General features: G+C 60.6%; 22 protein-coding genes and 1 tRNA gene. 9 read left to right on the top strand and 14 right to left on the bottom strand.

All coding sequences use genetic code 11. From position 1 onward, the window contains the following. Positions 1–230: 230 nt before the first annotated feature. From ACTJLA_RS15510 to ACTJLA_RS15530, 5 genes are all read right to left on the bottom strand, one after another. Positions 231–304 (bottom strand) — tRNA-Gly (locus ACTJLA_RS15510). 113 nt (positions 305–417) lie between these two features. Next, the gene (locus tag ACTJLA_RS15515; protein WP_096143733.1) at positions 418–1,302 is read right to left on the bottom strand and encodes an alpha/beta fold hydrolase; all 885 of its coding nucleotides are present in this window, start codon (positions 1,300–1,302) and stop codon (positions 418–420) included. Positions 1,303–1,606: 304 nt separating this feature from the next. After that, positions 1,607–2,299 carry a pseudouridine synthase gene (locus ACTJLA_RS15520; protein WP_314549454.1) on the bottom strand — a complete coding sequence of 231 codons (693 nt, stop codon included), beginning with the start codon at positions 2,297–2,299 and terminating at the stop codon, positions 1,607–1,609. Beyond that, positions 2,289–2,501, bottom strand: a complete 213-nt coding sequence (locus ACTJLA_RS15525; protein ID WP_034126556.1) for a cysteine-rich CWC family protein — start codon at positions 2,499–2,501, stop codon at positions 2,289–2,291. Before ACTJLA_RS15525 ends, ACTJLA_RS15520 begins: the two co-directional genes overlap by 11 nt. Before the next feature lie 8 nt (positions 2,502–2,509). Next, positions 2,510–2,677, bottom strand: coding sequence for a hypothetical protein (locus tag ACTJLA_RS15530; protein ID WP_155290838.1), 168 nt, complete (start codon positions 2,675–2,677; stop codon positions 2,510–2,512). A gap of 67 nt (positions 2,678–2,744) precedes the next feature. Between ACTJLA_RS15530 and ACTJLA_RS15535 the strand changes: the two genes are divergently transcribed. Together ACTJLA_RS15535 and ACTJLA_RS15540 are read left to right on the top strand one after the other, a co-directional pair. After that, positions 2,745–3,104 (top strand): hypothetical protein, encoded by a 360-nt coding sequence (locus ACTJLA_RS15535; protein ID WP_019818497.1) that lies wholly within the window; start codon positions 2,745–2,747, stop codon positions 3,102–3,104. A 157-nt stretch (positions 3,105–3,261) separates the two neighbouring features. Further along, entirely contained in the window at positions 3,262–3,714 is a 453-nt protein-coding gene (locus ACTJLA_RS15540) for a DUF3757 domain-containing protein (RefSeq protein WP_054897618.1), read from the top strand. On the opposite strand, the gene ACTJLA_RS15545 is transcribed toward ACTJLA_RS15540, so the two are convergent. After that, a complete protein-coding gene (locus ACTJLA_RS15545; RefSeq protein ID WP_057975658.1) occupies positions 3,700–4,812 on the bottom strand; it encodes an enoyl-CoA hydratase/isomerase family protein in 1,113 nt (370 codons plus the stop codon). The two genes, ACTJLA_RS15540 and ACTJLA_RS15545, sit on opposite strands and share 15 nt — an antisense overlap. Positions 4,813–4,948: 136 nt before the next feature. Here ACTJLA_RS15545 and ung point away from each other — a divergent pair, with 136 nt between their 5' ends. Beyond that, complete coding sequence (gene ung, locus ACTJLA_RS15550; RefSeq protein ID WP_020301023.1) at positions 4,949–5,641, top strand: uracil-DNA glycosylase; 693 nt, start codon at positions 4,949–4,951, stop codon at positions 5,639–5,641. A gap of 29 nt (positions 5,642–5,670) precedes the next feature. Here the strand turns inward: ung and ACTJLA_RS15555 are convergent, their stop codons facing one another. From ACTJLA_RS15555 to ACTJLA_RS15575, 5 genes are all read right to left on the bottom strand, one after another. After that, the gene (locus ACTJLA_RS15555) at positions 5,671–6,708 is read right to left on the bottom strand and encodes an AbrB family transcriptional regulator (protein WP_198791467.1); all 1,038 of its coding nucleotides are present in this window, start codon (positions 6,706–6,708) and stop codon (positions 5,671–5,673) included. Next, positions 6,701–8,215 carry a tripartite tricarboxylate transporter permease gene (locus ACTJLA_RS15560; protein ID WP_003189428.1) on the bottom strand — a complete coding sequence of 505 codons (1,515 nt, stop codon included), beginning with the start codon at positions 8,213–8,215 and terminating at the stop codon, positions 6,701–6,703. The genes ACTJLA_RS15555 and ACTJLA_RS15560 overlap by 8 nt, the downstream gene beginning before the upstream one ends. A 1-nt stretch (position 8,216) precedes the next feature. Further along, positions 8,217–8,675: a tripartite tricarboxylate transporter TctB family protein gene (locus ACTJLA_RS15565; protein WP_003189430.1), complete on the bottom strand. Its 459-nt coding sequence runs from the start codon at positions 8,673–8,675 to the stop codon at positions 8,217–8,219. 147 nt (positions 8,676–8,822) lie between these two features. Beyond that, positions 8,823–9,812 (bottom strand): Bug family tripartite tricarboxylate transporter substrate binding protein, encoded by a 990-nt coding sequence (locus ACTJLA_RS15570; protein ID WP_161793218.1) that lies wholly within the window; start codon positions 9,810–9,812, stop codon positions 8,823–8,825. Between the two features lie 28 nt (positions 9,813–9,840). Continuing rightward, on the bottom strand, positions 9,841–11,133 hold the full coding sequence (locus tag ACTJLA_RS15575) for an OprD family porin (protein WP_054897614.1): 1,293 nt from the start codon (positions 11,131–11,133) through the stop codon (positions 9,841–9,843). A 235-nt stretch (positions 11,134–11,368) separates the two neighbouring features. On the opposite strand from ACTJLA_RS15575, the gene ACTJLA_RS15580 reads away from it, so the two are divergent. Then, positions 11,369–12,040: a response regulator gene (locus ACTJLA_RS15580; RefSeq protein ID WP_014717358.1), complete on the top strand. Its 672-nt coding sequence runs from the start codon at positions 11,369–11,371 to the stop codon at positions 12,038–12,040. Then, on the top strand, positions 12,033–13,418 hold the full coding sequence (locus ACTJLA_RS15585; protein WP_003189439.1) for a sensor histidine kinase: 1,386 nt from the start codon (positions 12,033–12,035) through the stop codon (positions 13,416–13,418). The genes ACTJLA_RS15580 and ACTJLA_RS15585 overlap by 8 nt, the downstream gene beginning before the upstream one ends. Here ACTJLA_RS15585 and ACTJLA_RS15590 read toward each other — a convergent pair whose 3' ends face one another. Further along, positions 13,419–14,240: an HDOD domain-containing protein gene (locus tag ACTJLA_RS15590; RefSeq protein ID WP_034126564.1), complete on the bottom strand. Its 822-nt coding sequence runs from the start codon at positions 14,238–14,240 to the stop codon at positions 13,419–13,421. It lies immediately after the preceding gene. 35 nt (positions 14,241–14,275) lie between these two features. After that, a complete protein-coding gene (gene ygfZ / locus ACTJLA_RS15595) occupies positions 14,276–15,217 on the bottom strand; it encodes a CAF17-like 4Fe-4S cluster assembly/insertion protein YgfZ (protein WP_314549480.1) in 942 nt (313 codons plus the stop codon). A 140-nt stretch (positions 15,218–15,357) separates the two neighbouring features. On the opposite strand from ygfZ, the gene ACTJLA_RS15600 reads away from it, so the two are divergent. Continuing rightward, complete coding sequence (locus ACTJLA_RS15600) at positions 15,358–15,612, top strand: FAD assembly factor SdhE (RefSeq protein WP_003189444.1); 255 nt, start codon at positions 15,358–15,360, stop codon at positions 15,610–15,612. Further along, the gene (locus tag ACTJLA_RS15605; protein WP_198791469.1) at positions 15,596–16,042 is read left to right on the top strand and encodes a protein YgfX; all 447 of its coding nucleotides are present in this window, start codon (positions 15,596–15,598) and stop codon (positions 16,040–16,042) included. The genes ACTJLA_RS15600 and ACTJLA_RS15605 overlap by 17 nt, the downstream gene beginning before the upstream one ends. On the opposite strand, the gene nadB is transcribed toward ACTJLA_RS15605, so the two are convergent. After that, on the bottom strand, positions 16,011–17,627 hold the full coding sequence (nadB, locus tag ACTJLA_RS15610) for an L-aspartate oxidase (protein WP_220382847.1): 1,617 nt from the start codon (positions 17,625–17,627) through the stop codon (positions 16,011–16,013). The two genes, ACTJLA_RS15605 and nadB, sit on opposite strands and share 32 nt — an antisense overlap. Positions 17,628–18,088: 461 nt before the next feature. Between nadB and rpoE the strand changes: the two genes are divergently transcribed. Together rpoE and ACTJLA_RS15620 are read left to right on the top strand one after the other, a co-directional pair. Then, entirely contained in the window at positions 18,089–18,670 is a 582-nt protein-coding gene (gene rpoE, locus ACTJLA_RS15615; RefSeq protein ID WP_003172477.1) for an RNA polymerase sigma factor RpoE, read from the top strand. A 32-nt stretch (positions 18,671–18,702) separates the two neighbouring features. Then, the gene (locus ACTJLA_RS15620) at positions 18,703–19,290 is read left to right on the top strand and encodes a sigma-E factor negative regulatory protein (RefSeq protein WP_034126575.1); all 588 of its coding nucleotides are present in this window, start codon (positions 18,703–18,705) and stop codon (positions 19,288–19,290) included. The last annotated feature ends 10 nt before the right edge of the window (positions 19,291–19,300 follow it).

A 19,300-nucleotide genomic window follows, 5' to 3' on the forward strand; every position in this document is an offset into this window, starting at 1 on the left:
GCGTACCTATCGCTCCTGCTGTAATGCCTTTCGCGCTGCGAATGCCAGAAACCCCGAGCAGCTTTTTCCTGTGGATGATTCAACAGGTATTCAACGATGCGATTCAACAGATAGCCGAGCAGCAGATGAGTGCTGGAGACTAAATTTTAGGCATAAAAAAACCGGTCACCAAGGACCGGTTTTTTGTGCAGCCTCCGCCAGAAACCCCCTGACGCAAGTGCAAATCTGAGTGGAGCGGGTAGAGGGAATCGAACCCTCAACTAAAGCTTGGGAAGCTTTCGTTTTGCCACTAAACTATACCCGCTCAGAGCGGCTGACTTTGTACCAGATGTTCAGCTGGATTTGAAGTTTTTCTTTGAAAAATGTGAGAGTTGCGTGTGGCGACACAGCTTGCTCGCCACAGTGTCGGGCCTGATTTCAAAGCGTCCATGCATGCTGCGCTTGGCCCTGGCTATACCGGAACGGGCTTGCGGGCCGCTGCCCTTTCAAGAAGCCCACCACGGCCTCACGGCTATCGCGGCAGGCGGCTTTATGTTCCATGTCCAGGAAATGCCCCGTTGCCTGGATGGTGCTGAAGCTGCTCTTGGCGACATGCTGGCCAAACAGCTTGGCGTCGTCTGCACTGGTGTATTCGTCCCATTCGCCGTTCAAGAACAGCACTGGAATATCGATCTGCCTGGCTGCCTTGAGGTAGCACTGCCGGTCGCTGTTGAGCACGTGGCTGATGTGAAAGTGCATCTGCCCGTATTCGTGTGCGGCCAGGTTGCTGACATGGCGGTAGTTGAAGCGTTTGAACAGCGAAGGCAGGTGCTTGCCGATGGTGCTGTTAACCAGATGGCCGACGCGGTCGCGGTCGAGGTTGCCCAGGTAGTCGACGCCACGTTCGAGGTAGTCACGCATGGGCGCATTGATCACCGGCGAGAATGAGCTGATCACGGCTTTTTCTACCCGACGGGGTCGCTGTGCGAGGGCAACCAACGTGGCGGCCCCGCCCCAAGAGAAGGACAATACGTGTTCAGCGGCGAAGTGGTCGAGCAGTTCAAGGAGGATCTGGCCTTCGACTTCCTTGGTAAGCATCTGCTCATGACGGTTATGGATTTTGGAACGGCCAGCGTAGGGCTGGTCGTACAACACCACATTGAATTGCGGGTACAGGCTTTTCACGGTTTGAGCGAAGGACGCTGTGGTCGCCATTGAGCCGTTGACCAGGACGATGGTCTTTGCCGCCGCGTCCGCGCGATAGAACTCCGTGTACACCCGATACTGACCCTGTATATCCAACACAGCGATTTCTGGCCTCATGTCGTAAGACTCCTGGCAAGCGGGTAGTGCGCGCAGATCACTCTGCACGAGCTTTATGACAGGTAGGCATACGCCTGGAAAATGAGGGCCCATGTCGGTCCGATGACGGCTGGCCGGCGGGTGTTGTTATGGCGGGCGGTTTGCCGGGAAGACCCATGGATCAAGCGCGGGCGAGGCAAGGTGTTTCTTGGAGGTTATAGGCGACTCATCAGTCATTATCTGGCTGAAGCCCTGATTCAAGCAGTACGGAACGCATGTCGCAAGGCGAGCGGCTGGTTTTTTGCCATCATCGGCTGAACGGTCGTCAGACTTTTAGGATCTCTTCGTCAGTCAGTGGTCGATACTGACCCGGCGCAAGCGACGCATCGAGCACTAAGGGCCCCATTCGCTCGCGGTGCAGGCCGATCACCTTGTTATCAAAATGACCGAACATGCGTTTGACCTGGTGATATCGGCCTTCGATGATGCTCAACCGCGCTGTCCTGGGGCCCAGCAGTTCAAGTTCGGCAGGTTGGGTGGTGAGATCTTCGAAAGCGAAATACACGCCCGCCGCGAACGTCACCGCGTACTGCGGGCCGATGTCCTGTTCGGTTTGCACCTGGTACACCTTGGGCAACTTGGTCTGCGGTTGCGTGAGGCGCCGCGACCATTGGCCGTCGTTGGTGATCAAGATAAGGCCGGTGGTGTTGAAATCCAGGCGCCCGGCGATATGCAGTTCGGCTTTGTCCGGTTCGTCCAGCAGGTCAAGGACCGTGGAGTGTTGCGGGTCCGACGTGGCGCTGACGCAACCCCGGGGTTTGTGCAGCATGAAATAGCGCGCCGGCTTGCCCGCTTGCAGGATTTCACCGTCAACGCAGACCTGGCTGAATTCACGTACGTCATGGTGAGGATCGCTGACCGCAACCCCTTCAACGGTCACCCGGCGTTCCACCAGCAACAGGCGCACTTGCTTGCGATTGAACTGTGGCAGGTTGCTGAGGAAACGATCAACGCGCATTGCGGTTACGCAACTGTTCGTCCACCTGGGCGCAGCGTGGGCACAGGCAGGCTTTATCACGCAACTCATCCGGCAGGGCTTCAAGCACCGCCGGGTCGATGATGACGCCGTAGCACCAGCAGGCTTGATCGGCAGTGCGCGGATCGGCCAGGGAGCAGTCGTTGCGGGCACCACAGGCGGGGCAAAGGGTCGGTGTGATCATGGGTCGGTTCAGAAGGGAATCGGGTAGGGCGCGTTAGTTGTTGCACGATACAGCGCGGCTGCGCGGCATTCCATCATCATGGCGTTTTGGCGGGCTTTCACTTCGTCTGAAACAGGTGTTTCCAGTTGTGTCGCGAACGCACCAGATTCGGTTTTTGATGTCAGATGTTTCGTCATTCAGTGAAAGCTGAATGCCGCTCGCCAGCGTCGCTGGAGGAGCTCTTCCGCGGTCCAGGAGGCCGCCATGTATCGACGACTGCTGCTCATCGCTTTGCTCGGCCTGACCCTTTCAGCCTGCGTGCCCTATTACGATGGAGGCGCTACCTACTATCGCTCCGAGGTCTACACCGCGCCGGCGCCAGCCTATTACTACGGCGGCCCGCGTTATTACCCTTCTGGGCGCAGCTATTACGCGCCAGCGCCTCGCTACTATGCGCCACAGCCTCGCTACTATTCGGCGCCGCGCTACTACCAACCGGCCCCGCGCTATTACCCCCGCGCCGGGTACCGGCCCTACCCAAACCAGGGGTGGGGCGACCGCTGGGGCAATGGCGGGCGTGGACGCGGTTCCGACCACGGAGGTGGCCGCGGCGGTCACCGTTAAATATCTTGAAAAACAAGCGGCGCATCATGCGCCGTTTTTTATAGGTACCGTATGTCCGTACTGTCAGATTTAACAGCTATCTTTGAGGCGCTAGCTGTACTTCACTAACGAGGAGCCTTGTGCTTTTGCGTGGTGAGACTGAGCAGATGGAAACCCTATGTTCAAACAATTGATTTGCGTGCTCCTGCTGATGAGCTGCTTCATTGCATCGGCAAGAGCGGAGCAAGGCTGTCCTTATCCGTCGCAGGTCGCGTATGCAGACGGCCATTATCGCGCCCAGGACAATGGCCTGCGCTGGCAAAGCCCGAAGGTAGCGTCGCGTGGTGTTGTCGACGGGTTCATTGGCGCAATCTTCATGCCGGGCGACGGCGAGGAGAGAGGAAACGGCTACATGGACAAGTGCATCTACCGCACCAGTTGGAACGGTGTTGTAGCGTTGAGGCCAAGCAGCGGAAATGAGGTTATCAACATGTCGTTGACCAGCACCTTGTATTGGAGGCTGCAGCCCGATGCGTTCGAGTTGCCGGTGTATACGTGCGAGGACAGCCAGCCGGACAATTGCGCTTTCAAGGTCAACGACAAGCGTACAGACCTGTCAGTAGTCAGATAAATCCGCCAGAGGATTCCTACCTTCCCAGGCCTTGTCAAAGTGCGCCTGCACCACCGTTTCCGGGAGTGTGTTGATATCCGGCCAGTGCCAACGAGGCGCCTGGTCTTTGTCGATCAGGCGCGCCCGAACCCCTTCGGCGAATTCCGGATGACGGCAGCAGTTGAGGCTCAGGGTGTATTCCATCTCGAACACCTGGGCCAATGAGAGGTGACGGGCACGCTGGAGCTGTTCCCACACCAGATGCGCCGTCAGTGGGCAGCCCTCACTGAGGGTTTTGCCGGCCCGGCTCAATAGCGGGTCGCTGTGGTCGCGCAGCAGGCTCAAGGCGCGCCAGGCACACCGCACATCTCCTACATCAAGCCATTCGTCGATCTGTGCGCGGCGCGGTAGCCATTGCGCTTCGGGTTGATCACTGTTTGCCTCCTGCGCCAGGGCCTTGAGCAAGCTGTTGAGTTGCATCGCGCTCTGTTCCTGCCAGTTCAGCTGCAGCAGGCCATCGAGCAGATCGTCTTGCTGGTCATCACGCAGGAAACGGTCGGCCAGGCCCAAGTCCAGCGCGTCGCGACCGTTGATATGGGCGCCGGTGAGGCCCAGGAACAGGCCGAGCTTGCCCGGCAAGCGGGACAAGAACCAACTGGCCCCCACATCCGGGTACAAGCCAATGCTGATCTCGGGCATGGCCAAACGACTGCTTGGCGTAACGATACGCACGGCGGCGCTTTGCAACAGGCCCATGCCGCCGCCCAAGACATAACCGTGGCCCCAGCAGATCAACGGCTTCGGGTAGGTGTGCAGGCGGTAGTCAAGACGATATTCGGCGGCAAAAAACTGCGCGGCCAGGGTCGGAACTTCGCCCGGCTGTTCACGGCAAGCCTGAGCCAGGCTGCGCACTTCGCCACCGGCGCAAAAGGCTTTGGGGCCGTTGCCGCGCAGCAGCACGCAGACGATCTGCGGGTCTTTGGCCCAAGCCTCCATGCGCTCATCCAGGGCTACAATCATCGGCAGGGAGAGGGCGTTAAGGGACTTTGGCGCGTCCAGGCTGGCGATACCGATGCGAGCGCCGCCACTGCCGGTCAGTTCTTCGAAATGCAGGTTCATCGTGGCCTCAATCGAGAAGGTGAAGGATGAGTATGATCCCTTCGTGAGAAAGTGCCGGTGCTGTGTCAGATCAATTGACAAGCGGGGTCGGCTTTCCTAGGGTTCGCCTCATTCTTTTTTACAAGACAATTCAACTATGACCGATGGCGACCGTATCAAACTCGAACCCAGCTGGAAACACGCCCTGCGGGAGGAGTTCGAGAAGCCCTATATGGCGCAATTGCGCGAATTTCTGCGCCAGGAACATGCCGCTGGCAAAGAGATCTACCCGCCCGGCCCGTTGATTTTCAACGCGCTCAATTCAACGCCGCTGGACAAGGTCAAGGTCGTGATCCTCGGACAAGACCCGTACCACGGCCCTGGCCAGGCTCACGGCCTGTGCTTCTCGGTACAACCGGGCGTGCCGGCGCCGCCATCGCTGGTCAATATCTATAAAGAGCTCAAGCGCGACCTGAACATCGACATCCCCAACCACGGCTACCTGCAAAGCTGGGCCGACCAGGGCGTGCTGATGCTCAACACCACCATGACCGTGGAGCGCGCCAACGCCAACGCCCATGCCGGCAAGGGCTGGCAGTTCTTCACCGATCGGATTATCGAAGTGGTCAGCGAGCATCAGCCGCACCTGGTGTTCCTGCTGTGGGGCGCTCATGCTCAAAGCAAGCAGAAGCTCATCGACGCCACCAAGCATCTGGTGCTGACGTCGGTGCATCCGTCGCCGTTGTCGGCGTATCGCGGGTTTCTGGGCTGCGGGCATTTCAGCCGGGCCAACAAGTTTCTCGAGCAGAATGGCGAGGCCCCCATCGAGTGGCGTTTGCCACCGGTCTGAGGCCTGGCACATTCAACATGTGGGAGGTTTTAGCGGGGGGCTGGCTGACGGTTCCAGTGCCGAAACAAAGGCTCGGCCAAAAACAGCACGAACAACAAGCGCATCACCTGCATCGCCGTCACCAAGGGCACCGACAGCTGCAGGGTTTCAGCTGTCAGACTCATTTCAGCGATACCGCCTGGCATCATGCCCAGGGTCAGTGATCGCAGGTCGAGGTGAGTGAGGGCGCTCAAGCCCACCGCCGCTAACGTCGCCAGCAGCATGGTCAATGCCGTGCCAATCAAGGTGCGGCCCATGAACGATGGCGCGCGACGGAAGAACTGCCGATTGAAGTGGCAGCCCAAACCGCTGCCGATCAACCATTGGCCGATCTGACTGCCGCCGTCTGGCAGGCCGATGTGTAAATCCCAAGTCACACTGGCGATCGCGCTCACCAGCAATGGCCCGAACAGCCAAGGGTTGGGTTGGCGCAAGCGCTGCCAGCCCCAGGCAACCAGCGCACCCACCGGAAACAGCAGGGCCAGCCACGCCCAGTCCACGGGCGCCGGATGGAACTGCGGCGCGCCGCCTCCGAGCAAATATTTGAAGATCGCTGGCACGCACAGCACCACCACCAGCACACGCAGGCTTTGCCCGGCCGCAACCCGGCTGAGCACCGCGCCATTGCGGGCGCCGAGGTTGACCATCTCCCCGGAACCGCCCGGCATGCTGGAGAAAAACGCCGTGGCGCGGTCTTCACCGCTGCGGCGCATCAACCACACGCCCACCACGCTCGACAAGCTGGTGACCAGTGCACCGAAGAAAATCAGGCCGAAGTGGCTCATCACCTGCTCGATCACCACCGGGGTGAAGTGCAGGCCGATGCCGATGCCCACCACCCATTGGCCGCATTTGCGCCCGCCGGGAATCTCTGCCAATTGCCAGGGCGTCAGGCAGCGCACCAGGATGATCGCCAGCAACGAGCCGACCATGTACGGCAAAGGCCAGCCCACCAGGCTGGCCAGGTAACCGCCGGCCAGGCCGACCAGCGGTGTTCCCCACCAATGTTTAAAGGTTACCTCAGACATCGGCCAGGGCACGACGCTGTTGCACGCGTTTACGCCAGATACGCAGCAGCGGTACAAGCAGCATGATTGCGGTCAGCACCCAGACGCCAAAGGTGATCGGGCTCGACCACAGGATTTCCAGCGCACCGTTGGAGATCGACAGCGCACGGCGCAGGTTCTGCTCCATCAGGCCGCCGAGGATAAAGCCCAGCAGCAGCGGTGACAGCGGGAAGTCCAGCTTGCGCAGGATGTAGCCGAAGATGCCGATGGCGATCATCAGGAACAGATCGAAGGTGGTGGCATGCACGGCGTACACGCCAATCGCGGTAATGATGGCGATCACCGGCACCAGCGCCCAGTTCGGCACGGCGAGGATACGGGTGAAGATGCGGATCATCGGGATGTTGAGCACGACCAGCATGATGTTGGCAATGAACAACGACGCGATCAGGCCCCAGACAATGTCCGGTTGCTGTTGGAACAGCAGTGGGCCGGGGGTGATGTTGTACAGCGACAGGGCGCCGATCATCACCGCCGTGGTGCCCGAGCCAGGAACGCCGAGGGTCAGCATGGGTACCATGGCGCCGCAGACCGATGCGCCGATCGCGGTTTCAGGGGCGGCCAGGCCGCGCATGTCGCCCTGACCGAATTTGCCGCTGGCGCCTGCGATGCGTTTCTCGGTCATGTAGGCAACGGCCGAGGCCATGGTTGCACCAGCGCCCGGCAACACGCCGATGATAAAGCCCGACACGCCGCAACGAAGATTCACAGTGAGCACCGACAAGGCTTCCTTGGCGTTGAACATCATGCGCCCGGTGGCTTTCACTGCTTCCTGGCCACGGTGGGTTTTTTCCAGCAGCAGGAGAATCTCGCTGATGGAGAACAGGCCGAGCACCAGGACCACGAACTGGATACCGTCGGTCAGGTGAATATTATCGCCGGTAAAGCGGTACACACCGCTGTTGGCGTCGATGCCCACGCAAGAGAGGAACAAGCCGATCAGCGCGGCAACAAACGTCTTCAGCGGTTTGTCACCGGCCATGCCGCCCAGGCAGACAATCGCAAACACCATCAGGACGAAATATTCCGCCGGGCCGAACGCAATTGCCCACTTGGCCAGCAGCGGGGCGAACAGCACCATGCCGCAGGTGGCGATAAACGCACCGATGAACGAACTCCAGGCCGACAACGACAGTGCCACGCCGGCCAAGCCTTTGCGGGCCATCGGGTAGCCGTCGAGGGTGGTCATCACGGTGGAGGCTTCGCCCGGGATGTTCAGCAGAATCGAACTGATGCGGCCACCGTATTCGCAGCCCAGGTACACGGCTGCCAGCAGGATCAGCGCCGACTCCGGCGGCAAGCCCAGGGCGAAGGCGATGGGGATCAGCAGTGCCACGCCGTTGATCGGGCCCAGGCCCGGCAACAGGCCGACCACGGTGCCAATCAGGGTGCCGCACAACGCGGTCACCAGGTTATAGGGGCTCAGCGCAACGCCGAAACCCTGGCCCAAATAGCCAAAAGTATCCATATCAGTTCTCCAGAACGTCGAGCAGGCCGAGGGGCAACGGTACGTCCATGGTTTTATCGAACAGCAGATAAAGACCGACGCTCATCAAGGTGATGATCACCACGCTGGGCAACCAGCGGCCGCCGTACAGCCGTGCCATCGGAATACCGATCAGCATGCTGCTGAGAATGAAACCCAAGGATTCGAATGTGCCTGCAAACACCAGCAGCAGGGCCACACAGATGCCGATCTTGATCAACGTGGGTTGATCCAGCGCGGGTTCATCGTCAGTGTGTTTGGTCGCCTGCGGGCGAATCATCATGTAGATGAGCGCCAGGCCCATCAGCCCGAGCAACAGCAGGGGGAAGGCTCTTGGCCCTACGGGTTCGTAGGAAAAAGCCGCCTGATACGGCCAGGCCATCAGCGCCAGGCCGATACAGGCCAGCAATAGCACGGCAGCGAAAATGCGTTGTAAGAGCATAGAAAACTCCAAGGCCCCTCTTGTAGGAGCGAGCTTGCTCGCGAAAAACGTCAACGATAACGCGTGCTCTCTGGACGCACGTGGATGTCCTTGGGTTCTTCGCGAGCACGCTCGCTCCTACAGGGGCATTACACAAAAGAGGGGCGATTACTGGATCAGGCCGAACTCTTTGGCCAGCACTTTGTAGTCAGCCACCTGTTTCTTCACGTAGGTGTCCAGCTCCTGGCCCGTCATGGCGAACGGGAACAGCTCGCGCTGGTCACGCAGCTTGGCGAACTCCTCGGAAGCCAGCAGTTTGTCGAAGGCGTCTTTCCACCAGGCGTAGTCGGCATCGCTGACCTTTGGCCCCAGGTAGAAGCCACGCACCACCGGCCAGACGATGTCGTAGCCTTGCTCTTTGGCGGTCGGGATATCCTTCATTTCCGGCTCATCCAGGCGTTGCTCGGAGAACACCGCCAGCAGGCGCATATCGCCGCTCTGGATATGCGGCATGGAGTCGGAGATGTCGGTACTGCCCACCTGGATATGCCCCCCCAGCAGAGCCGTAGCGATTTCACCGCCACCCTCAAGGGCGACGTAACGCAGTTCGCGCGGGTTGATCCCGGCGGCCTTGGCGATCAGTGCGGTTTGCATCCAGTCCTGGCTGCCGACGGTGCCGCCGGAGCCGATCACCACGCTGCCTGGGTCTTTCTTCAGGGCTTTGACCAGGTCGTCGAGGGTTTTGTAGGGCGAGTCGCTTTTCACCGCGATGGCGCCATAGCTGGTGCCCACTGCCGCCAACCAGCGCACGGCGCTTTCATCAAAACGGCCGAACTTGCCCTGGGCCAGGTTCAGCAGCGAACCGCTCGACCAGGCGACCAACGTGCCCGCATCCGCAGGGCGCTGGGCGACGACCGCGTTGTAGGCTACCGCGCCCACGCCGCCTGGCATGTAGGTCACACGCATCGGCTTGGTCAGCAGCTTTTGGTTCACCAGCGCGCTTTGCGCCAGTTTGCAAGTCAGGTCAAAACCGCCGCCTGGGGAGGCCGGGGCGATGCATTCCGGACGCTTGGGTTCGTCGGCGGCCAGCAGTTGGCCGGCGAACAGCATGCAGCCAGCGGCGAGGGCAAATTTACGCAGTGAAAGGGTCATGGTGATCTCCATCGTTTTTGTTATGAGGGGGTTACTACCAAAGTGCGACGCTGTAGCTGACCAGCAAGCGCATTTCATCTGCGTCACGGGCCGAATAGTTGGAACGATAGGTGGCGTTACGCAGGCGCACGGCCACATCTTTGAACGTGCCGCTTTGCACCACGTATTTGATCTCGCTGTTGCGTTCCCACTCCTTGCCGGTCTCGCCGTTCTTGAGCTTGATGTTGTCACCCGAGAGGTAACGGCTCATGAAACTCAAGCCAGGAATGCCCAGCTTGGCAAAGTCGTAGTCGTAGCGTGCCTGCCAGGAGCGTTCTTCGGCGCCGGCAAAATCGTTGATCTGCACGAAGTTGACCAGGTACGGGTCGCTGCCATCCACATACGGGAAGGCGCTGTCGCCGGACATGTGCTGGTAGCCGGCGCTGAGCTTATGGCCATTGAGGGCATAGCTGAACAGGCCGTTGAGGGACGTGTTGTCGATATTGCCGCCGCGGGCCGAGCCGGTGTCATCGCTGATTGCCAGTCGCAGGTCGGCGGCGAAAGTGCCAGGGCCCATCGGGCGTGAGGCGACCATGCCGAGGAAGTGTTGGCGATACACGTCGTCGAGTTGGGCGAAGTGGTAGCTGCCGGTGATCTTGTCGGCGAACTTGTAGTCGACGCCACCGAAGTTGAAGTGCTTGCCGGTGGCACCGCTGAGGAAGCGGCTGTTCTTGTTATTGAGCGCGATGTCTTCGTAGTTGGTGTCGTCGCGGTCCTTGGCTTTGTCCAGGCGACCACCAGTGAATACCAGGTTCTTGAGTTCCTTGGAGGTGATCAAGCCACCGTTGAAGGTCTGCGGCAGGATGCGCCCGTCGTTGGGCTTGAGGATCGGCAGTTCGGGGATCAGCGAGCCGATCTTCAACTCGGTGGCGGAGATTTTCACTTTGCCGGTCAGGCCCAGCTTGGAGTACTCGTTGGCGGCGCGCCCGTCATCGTGGGTCGGCAGCAGGCCGGTGCCGGTGCGGTCGGGGCTGGAGTCGAGCTTGACGCCGAGCATGCCCAGCGCATCAACGCCAAAGCCGACGGTGCCGTCGGTGTAGCCCGATTGCACGTTGAGCATGAAGCCCTGGGCCCATTCGTCGCGCTTGGATTGCTGGGCACTGGTACCGTCGCGAAAGTCGCGGTTGAAGTACATGTTGCGGGTTTCCAGGGTCGCGCTACTGTCTTCGAAGAAGGCAGCCTGGCTGAGCGGCGAAAAGCCGGCAAGGGCAGCGGCACTGGCGAGGGCGGTGTGGGTCAGGCGGGAAGAACGAACAGGCGGGCAAGCCTGTGGCTGGGTCGACAGCATCGTGGTGTACTCCGTTATTGTTCTTATTCTGGCGAAAACGCTTCGAGGCGTTTTTCGGGCGCTACGGGTCAGGCAACTCGGCGGGCATAGACCACCGTGGTTGGATGCTAAAGGGCGAAGCTTTCACTAACCTTTCAATCGCCTTTCAATGTTTTCGGGCTTCACAGGCCAGGTTGCGGCTGTAAACTGCCGGGCAAAGCGTGGCGTCGACCACCCCTGAACGAGGTAGAAATCCATGCGTGTCCTCCTGGTTGAAGACCATTTGCAGCTCGCCGAAAGCGTGGCCCAAGCGCTCAAGAGCATGGGTTTGACCGTTGATGTGTTGCATGACGGCGTGGCGGCGGACCTGGCCTTGAGCAGCGAGGAATACGCCGCGGTGATCCTGGACGTAGGGTTGCCGCGCCTGGATGGTTTCGAGGTGCTCGCACGTTTGCGGGCACGTGGAAAAAACCTGCCGGTGCTGATGCTGACTGCTCGCAGTGATGTAAAAGACCGCGTGCACGGCCTGAACCTGGGCGCCGATGACTACCTGGCCAAACCGTTTGAACTCACGGAACTCGAAGCACGGGTCAAGGCACTGTTGCGGCGCAGCGTGCTGGGCGGCGAGCGTCAGCAAACCTGCGGTGTGCTGGTGTACGACCTCGACACCCGGCGCTTCACGGTCGCAGGCGAGCTGATGACCTTGACCTCCCGAGAACAAGCGGTGCTCGAAGCGTTGATCGCCCGGCCGGGGCGCGTGATGAGCAAGGAACAATTGGCGTCCCAGGTATTCGGCCTGGACGAGGAGGCCAGCCCCGACGCCATCGAAATCTACGTGCATCGTCTGCGCAAGAAGCTCGATGGCCAACCCATCGCCATCGTCACCTTCCGGGGCCTTGGCTATTTGCTGGAAGCCCGTGATGCATAAGCCCAGCAGCCTGCGCTGGCGCTTGCTGTGCAACCTTGCGTTATTGCTGGTGTTGTTGATGCTCGCCAGCGGCATGAGCGCTTATTGGAACGGTCGCGAAGCCGCCGACACCGCTTATGACCGCACGCTGCTGGCCTCGGCACGCACCATTGCCGCCGGCTTGACCCAGGTGGACGGCACCCTCAGCGCCAATGTGCCCTATGTGGCCCTGGACACCTTTGCCTACGACAGTGCCGGGCGCATTTATTACCAGGTCAATGATATTGATCAGAAGCTGATTTCCGGTTACGAAAACCTGCCTGGCCCGCCGCCTGGCACGCCCCGCACCGACGATTATCCAGCCTTGGCGCGGTTCTATAACGCCATGTACCTGGGCCAGCATGTGCGCGTGGTGAGCCTGCTCAAGGCCGTCTCGGAACCGAACATGAACGGCATGGCCGAAATTCGTGTTGCGGAGACCGACGAAGCCCGGGTGGCCATGGCCCGCAGCCTGATGGCCGATACACTGCTGCGTCTGGGCATGCTCGCCATCGGTGCGTTATTGCTGGTGTGGTTCGCGGTGAGCGCCGCACTGCGCCCGCTGGAACGCCTGCGTACGGCGGTGGAAGAGCGCCAGCCTGATGACCTGCGGCCTCTGCCATTAGTGGAGGTTCAGGATGAGTTCGGCCCACTGGTGCGCTCGCTCAACCATTTCACCGAACGTTTGCGCGGGCAGTTCGAGCGCCAGGCACAGTTTATTGCCGACGCTGCCCACGAGCTGCGCACCCCCCTGGCGGCGCTCAAGGCCAGGCTGGAACTGGGCCTGCGTGCCGAAGAACCGGCCACCTGGCGCAGCACCCTGGAAACGGCCGCCCAGGGCACCGACCGCCTGACGCACCTGGCGAATCAATTGTTGTCCCTGGCCCGCATCGAAAACGGTGCCCGCGCCATTGCCGAAGGCGGTGCGCAACTGCTCGATTTAAGCCAATTGGCCCGTGAGCTCGGTATGGCCATGGCGCCGCTGGCCCACGCGCGGGGCGTGGCCCTGGCACTGGAGGCCGACGAGCCGGTATGGCTGCGCGGCGAACCAACGCTGTTGAATGAGCTGCTCAGCAACCTGGTGGATAACGCCTTGGCCCATACCCCGCCTGGCGGCAATGTGATTTTGCGAGTGACGGCCCCGGCGGTGCTGGAAGTCGAGGATGACGGCCCTGGCATCCCACTGGATGAGCGGGACCGGGTGTTCGAACGCTTTTATCGACGCAGCCAGCAGGGCATGGGGTCGGGCTTGGGGCTGGCGATTGTCGGGGAGATTTGCCGTGCGCACCTGGCGCAGATCAGCCTGCATGATGGCGAGCTGGCGGGGCTTAAGGTGCGCGTGAGTTTTATCGCGGGTTGATCAGTAAAACATCGACCGCGCTTCGTCCAGTTCGCTGCGCAGGGCGTCGCTGTGCAGGTCTATGCGCAACTTCATGAGGGCCGGCAAGGCGGTAATCGGCACGGTCCCCAGGGGGTGGTCGGTGCCGCGGTGGCAGTACAGCGCGGCGACCTGCACCAGGTCGACGTAGTCCAGGCTTGCAGAGTCGCGTGTCAGGTCCAGGTATTGGCCCGGCACGTTCACCAGCATCTCAGGGAAGTCCCAGACCCGCAGCAGCTTGTCCCCCAGCACCGGGTGGATGCTGTCGATGACGTGGTTGAGGCTGACGGGGTCGGCCAGCAGCTCATAGTGATCCTCGGCATACGTGAGGATCGGCAGCACGCCGATCTGATGCACCAAGCCACCCAGGGCCGCCTGGTCTGGCTTGAGCTGGCTGTGGCGACGGCACAAGGCGTAGCTCACGCCCGCCACTTCCAGGCTGCGGCGCCACACGTCGCGCATTTTCTGTTCGACCACCTCTGAGCGGGCGTGGAAGATCTGCTCCATCACCAGGCCGATAGCCAGGTTGCTGCTGTAGTTGGTACCGAGCCGGGTGATGGCGGTGTGCAGGTCGGTGACTTCCTGGCTGGCCCGTAGCAGCGGGCTGTTGACCACTTTGATCAGGCGCGCCGACAGGGCCGTGTCACGACTGATCACTTTGCTCAGGTGGCTGATGCTGATGTCCGGGTCTTCGGCGGCCTGGCGAATTTTCAGGGCCACCTCCGGCAATGTCGGCAGAACCAGGTCATCGTTGTCGATGGCCGTTACCAACGCTTGTTGGACTTTTTCCGCCAGCTTGTTCATTCATGCTCTCTAGGGTGCTGCAAAAAGTACGGCGATTAACGCTGGATCTCGCGGTCACGGTCCAGTTGGTAGGGTAGGTCAAGCAGATTCAAGCCCGGGCCCTCGAGGGTGCCCAAGCGCACGTCGCCACTGTCGGCAGCTTCGGCTTGCAGCACGGCGAGAAGTTCAATCGACTGGTCGGCTTTTGCTGCGATGACCACTTCGCCGATCGCGCTGTTATGGCTCGGGGAAAATAACGGAGTGCCTGGCTCGGGAAGCTCGTTGGCCTCCAGGCTCAGGCGATACAGGCGCCGCTTGAGTTTGCCCAGGTACTGCATGCGCGCGACGATTTCCTGGCCGGTGTAGCAGCCTTTCTTGAAGCTGACGCCGCCCACAGCCTGCAGGTTGAGCATCTGCGGAATGAACAGCTCGCGCGTCTGGGGCATCACCTGGCCGATACCGGCACGGATCTGGCCAAGCAGCCAGGCATTCAATTCAGCTTGTTGCAACTGCGCGGCCAATTGGCTGCGCACGGCGTCGGCGTGTTCGGCAGGTACCCAGAGTTCGGCCCGGCCCGGGGAAACGCGGACGGCAATCGATGCCTCGTTGCGCGCCACGCTATCGGTCTCGACCGGCAGCGCGAGGCCCAGGGCGCTCAGGGCCGCGTCTGCGTTCGCCAGGCCGAAGCGCGCCCAGCCAGCGCTTTCGTCGGTGAGCTTGGATTTGGAGAACACCGCGTACTTTTTCAAATCCGCCAACTGCGGCTCAAGCAACTCGGTGGCCATGGCCAGGAGCACGCCATCACCCTGCAGCAGGATGCGGAAGCTCGACTGCATCCGGCCTTTTTGCGTGCAGCGCGCGCCCAGGCTGGCCTGGGTATCACTCAGGTAATTGAGGTTGCAGGTCAGTTGGCCCTGCAGGAACTTGGCAGCATCAGAGCCGCGGACGGCGAGAACGCCTTCGTGGGACAGGGAGCAGAAAAAAGCGGAGTCAGCCATGGGTCATCGCAGGTCAAAAAGTCATGGGTGCATCATAGAGGGGCGTCCGGCAAATGCATAGTTTCCATATAGGGCGACCAAAGCCGACTGTTCCAGTGTCGTCGGGGCTGTATACTTGCGCTCTATTTTAGGAGGGCTCCATGGTCGAAGATGTAGAAATCAATCGCCTCTACTGGCACAGCCGTCGCGGCATGCTGGAGCTGGATGTGTTGCTGGTGCCTTTCACCAAAGAGGTGTACGCGACGCTCAATCAGGTGGACCGCGACCTCTACGTCAGGTTGCTCGAGTGCGAAGACCAGGACATGTTTGGCTGGTTCATGGAGCGCGCCGAATCCGAAGACCCGGAGCTGCAGCGCATGGTTCGGATGATCCTGGATCGTGTCCAGCCCAAGTAATCGTTTCGAATGCCGCTGGCAGGCCTCGCGGCTGTTGCTGGCGGCCTATGTGCTTGCCCAGATGGTCGCACTGGGCAGCCTGCTGGCTCTCGACCTGCCTTATTCAAGCCTTGGCATCCTGCTATGCCTGGCTCATTGTGCCTGGGTATTGCCGCGGCAAATCCTGCTCACTCACCGTTCGTCGATTCGTGGCCTGCGCCGTGACGACGATGGTTGGCAATTATGGAGCGCCGCACGCGGGTGGCACCCAGTGCAGCTGCGGCCCGACAGCCTGGCGTTGCCGCTGATCGTGGTGTTGCGTTACCGAGTGCAGGGTGAACGGCGAGTGCGGTCCATCTGCGTGCCAAAGGATGCGCAGGCCGCCGATGTGCACCGGCGCCTGCGGGTACGCCTGAAGTTCAGCCGCCGTAGGTGGTTGGCACCAGGATAGTGTCCCGGGCTTCGGGCAGCATCTGTGGGTAGTCGAGGGTGTAATGCAGGCCGCGGCTTTCCTTGCGCTCCATGGCCGACCGGATCATCAGCTCGGCCACTTGGGCCAGGTTGCGCAACTCGATCAGGTCGCGGCTGACCTTATAATTGCTGTAGAACTCGTCGATCTCATCCAGCAGCAAGCGCACCCGATGTTGCGCCCGTTGCAGGCGTTTGTTGGTGCGCACGATGCCCACATAGTCCCACATGAAGCGCCGCAGCTCGTCCCAGTTGTGGGCGATGATCACATCCTCGTCCGAATCGGTGACCTGGCTCGCGTCCCAGCGGGGCAGGGCGGCCGGTACCGGGATGCGCGGCAGTTGCTCAAGAATGTCCGCTGCCGCCGAGCGCGCATACACGAAGCATTCAAGCAATGAATTGCTGGCCATGCGGTTAGCGCCGTGCAGGCCGGTGAAGCTGGTTTCGCCGATGGCATACAGGCCCGGCACGTCGGTGCGGCCATGCTGATCGACCATCACGCCACCGCAGGTGTAGTGCGCGGCCGGTACCACGGGGATCGGGCCCTTGGTGATGTCGATGTTGAAGGTCAGGCAGCGTTCGTAGACGGTCGGGAAGTGGGTCTTGATGAAGGCTTCGGGCTTGTGGCTGATGTCCAGGTACACGCAGTCGATACCCAGGCGCTTCATTTCGTGGTCGATGGCGCGGGCGACGATATCGCGTGGTGCCAGTTCGGCGCGTGGGTCGAAGCGTTGCATGAAGCGTTCGCCATTGGGCAGCTTCAAATGTGCGCCTTCGCCGCGCAGGGCTTCGGTGATCAGGAAGCTCTTGGCCTGCGGGTGATACAGGCACGTGGGGTGGAATTGGTTGAACTCCAGGTTGGCGACCCGGCAGCCCGAGCGCCAGGCCATCGCAATGCCGTCGCCGCAGGCACCGTCGGGGTTGCTCGTATAGAGGTAGACCTTGGCGGCGCCGCCCGAGGCGAGAATGGTGAAGCGTGCGCCGTAGGTATCGACTTCACCGCTGGTGCGGTTGAGTACGTAGGCGCCCAGGCAGCGTTCGCCCGGCAGGCCCAAGCGTTTTTCGGTGATCAGGTCGACCGCGACGCGCTGCTCCAGCAATTGGATATTTGGACGTTGGCGGGCCTGGTCGAGCAGGGTCTTGAAAATCGCGGCCCCGGTGGCATCGGCAGCGTGAATGATTCGGCGATGGCTGTGGCCGCCTTCGCGGGTCAGGTGGAACTCAAAGCTACCGTCGTCGCTGCCGGCATGTTCATCGCGGGTGAAGGGTACACCTTGGTCGATCAACCATTGGATGGCTTCCCGGCTGTGTTCGACGGTGAAGCGCACGGCGTCTTCGTTGCACAGGCCACCGCCAGCGTTAAGGGTGTCTTCGACGTGGGATTGCACGGTGTCTGTGTCGTCCAGCACCGCAGCAACGCCGCCCTGAGCCCAGAAGGTCGAGCCGTTGGCCAGGTCGCCTTTGCTCAAAACCGCTATACGCAAATGGCTGGGCAGGGTCAGGGCCAGGCTCAAGCCGGCGGCGCCGCTGCCGATTACGAGGACATCGTGTTGAAACTGTTGGCTCATTTGACGGATTCCGCAAAAAGCGATCCAAAGGGGGGGCGCAAACAGGACGCCTGGATCGGCGAATCAAAGGGTCACACGGGCCACTAGTATATAGAGGGGTGGAGCGGCACAATAGCCACGCCTTCGTGGCATTGTGAGATTATGCTGCGCAGCTTTGGGAAACGGCCGGTTGGCGGGACGGGAACTTTTTGCATAAGCCCCGACTCAATAGCAGGTTGCCCGAAAGCTGGGAAAACGTTGAGTTTATTGGCCCGTCGGGAGCATTGGACGCGTCACGAAACCGGCGACAAGATTATTCGCGCAGCCGGCACCGACCGTGCTGCGTTTTTCGTGTGTGCCAAATCAGTGCATGCCGGAAACTTGCTTGAAGGGGGAGAACTTTTGCGAAAAGCCCGAGTCTATGTTTGCAAGCCTGATCGTTTAGTTATGCAAGCCTCCTTCAAGTACAACGAGGAGTGTTCATGCTAACCCAGGAAGAGGATCAGCAGCTGGTCGAGCGCGTACAGCGCGGTGATAAGCGAGCATTTGATCTGCTAGTGCTGAAATACCAGCACAAAATTCTCGGGTTGATCGTGCGGTTTGTGCACGACACCCATGAAGCGCAGGACGTTGCGCAGGAAGCCTTTATCAAGGCTTACCGTGCACTTGGAAATTTCCGCGGTGACAGTGCGTTTTACACGTGGCTATACCGCATCGCCATCAACACGGCGAAAAACTATCTGGTGTCACGCGGTCGCCGCCCACCAGACAGTGATGTCAGTTCAGAAGATGCTGAATTCTACGATGGTGATCACGGCCTCAAAGATCTCGAGTCGCCGGAGCGTGCATTGCTGCGCGACGAGATCGAAGGCACCGTCCATCGCACTATTCAGCAACTGCCAGAAGATTTGCGTACGGCGTTAACTTTACGTGAATTCGATGGTCTGAGTTACGAAGACATTGCGAGCGTCATGCAATGTCCGGTGGGGACTGTGAGGTCGCGGATTTTCCGGGCCCGGGAAGCCATCGACAAAGCCTTGCAACCGTTGTTGCAGGAAAACTAAAGACAGCGGCGACAGCCAAGAGAGGAACCGCCATGAGTCGTGATGCCCTGCAGGAATCGCTGTCCGCAGTGATGGATAACGAAGCGGATGAACTGGAACTTCGTCGAGTGCTCAACGCATTTGATGACGCCGAAACCCGTGATACCTGGTCTCGTTACCAAGTCGCTCGGGCGGTGATGCACAAGGATCTCCTAATCCCTCGTCTGGATATTGCTGCGGCCGTTTCTGCTGCACTGGCTGATGAAGCCGTTCCGGCAAAAGCCTCGCGTGGTCCGTGGCGCAGCCTGGGTCGTCTGGCAGTGGCCGCTTCGGTGACTGTTGCTGTGTTGGCAGGTGTTCGCCTGTACAACCAGGACGAGATCGCAGGCAACGAGCTGGCCCAACAGACTCAGCAACCGGTCATGGCCGGTCCGCAAGTCAAAGGTCCGGCCGTGCTGGCTGGCTACAAGGAAAGCACTGATACCACCGGCCCTATGGCTAATGGTGTACTTCAGGGGCAATCCGGCTGGCAGGATCAGCGCCTTCCAGGCTACCTGCGTCAACATGCGCAGGAATCGGCTGCCAAAGGCACTGACAGCGCTCTGCCATACGCTCGTGCAGCAAGCCAGGAAAACCGCTGATTCGCTAAGG

The organism is Pseudomonas sp. 22072 (genome assembly GCF_052046095.1).
GTDB classification, from domain to species: domain Bacteria; phylum Pseudomonadota; class Gammaproteobacteria; order Pseudomonadales; family Pseudomonadaceae; genus Aquipseudomonas; species Aquipseudomonas paracarnis.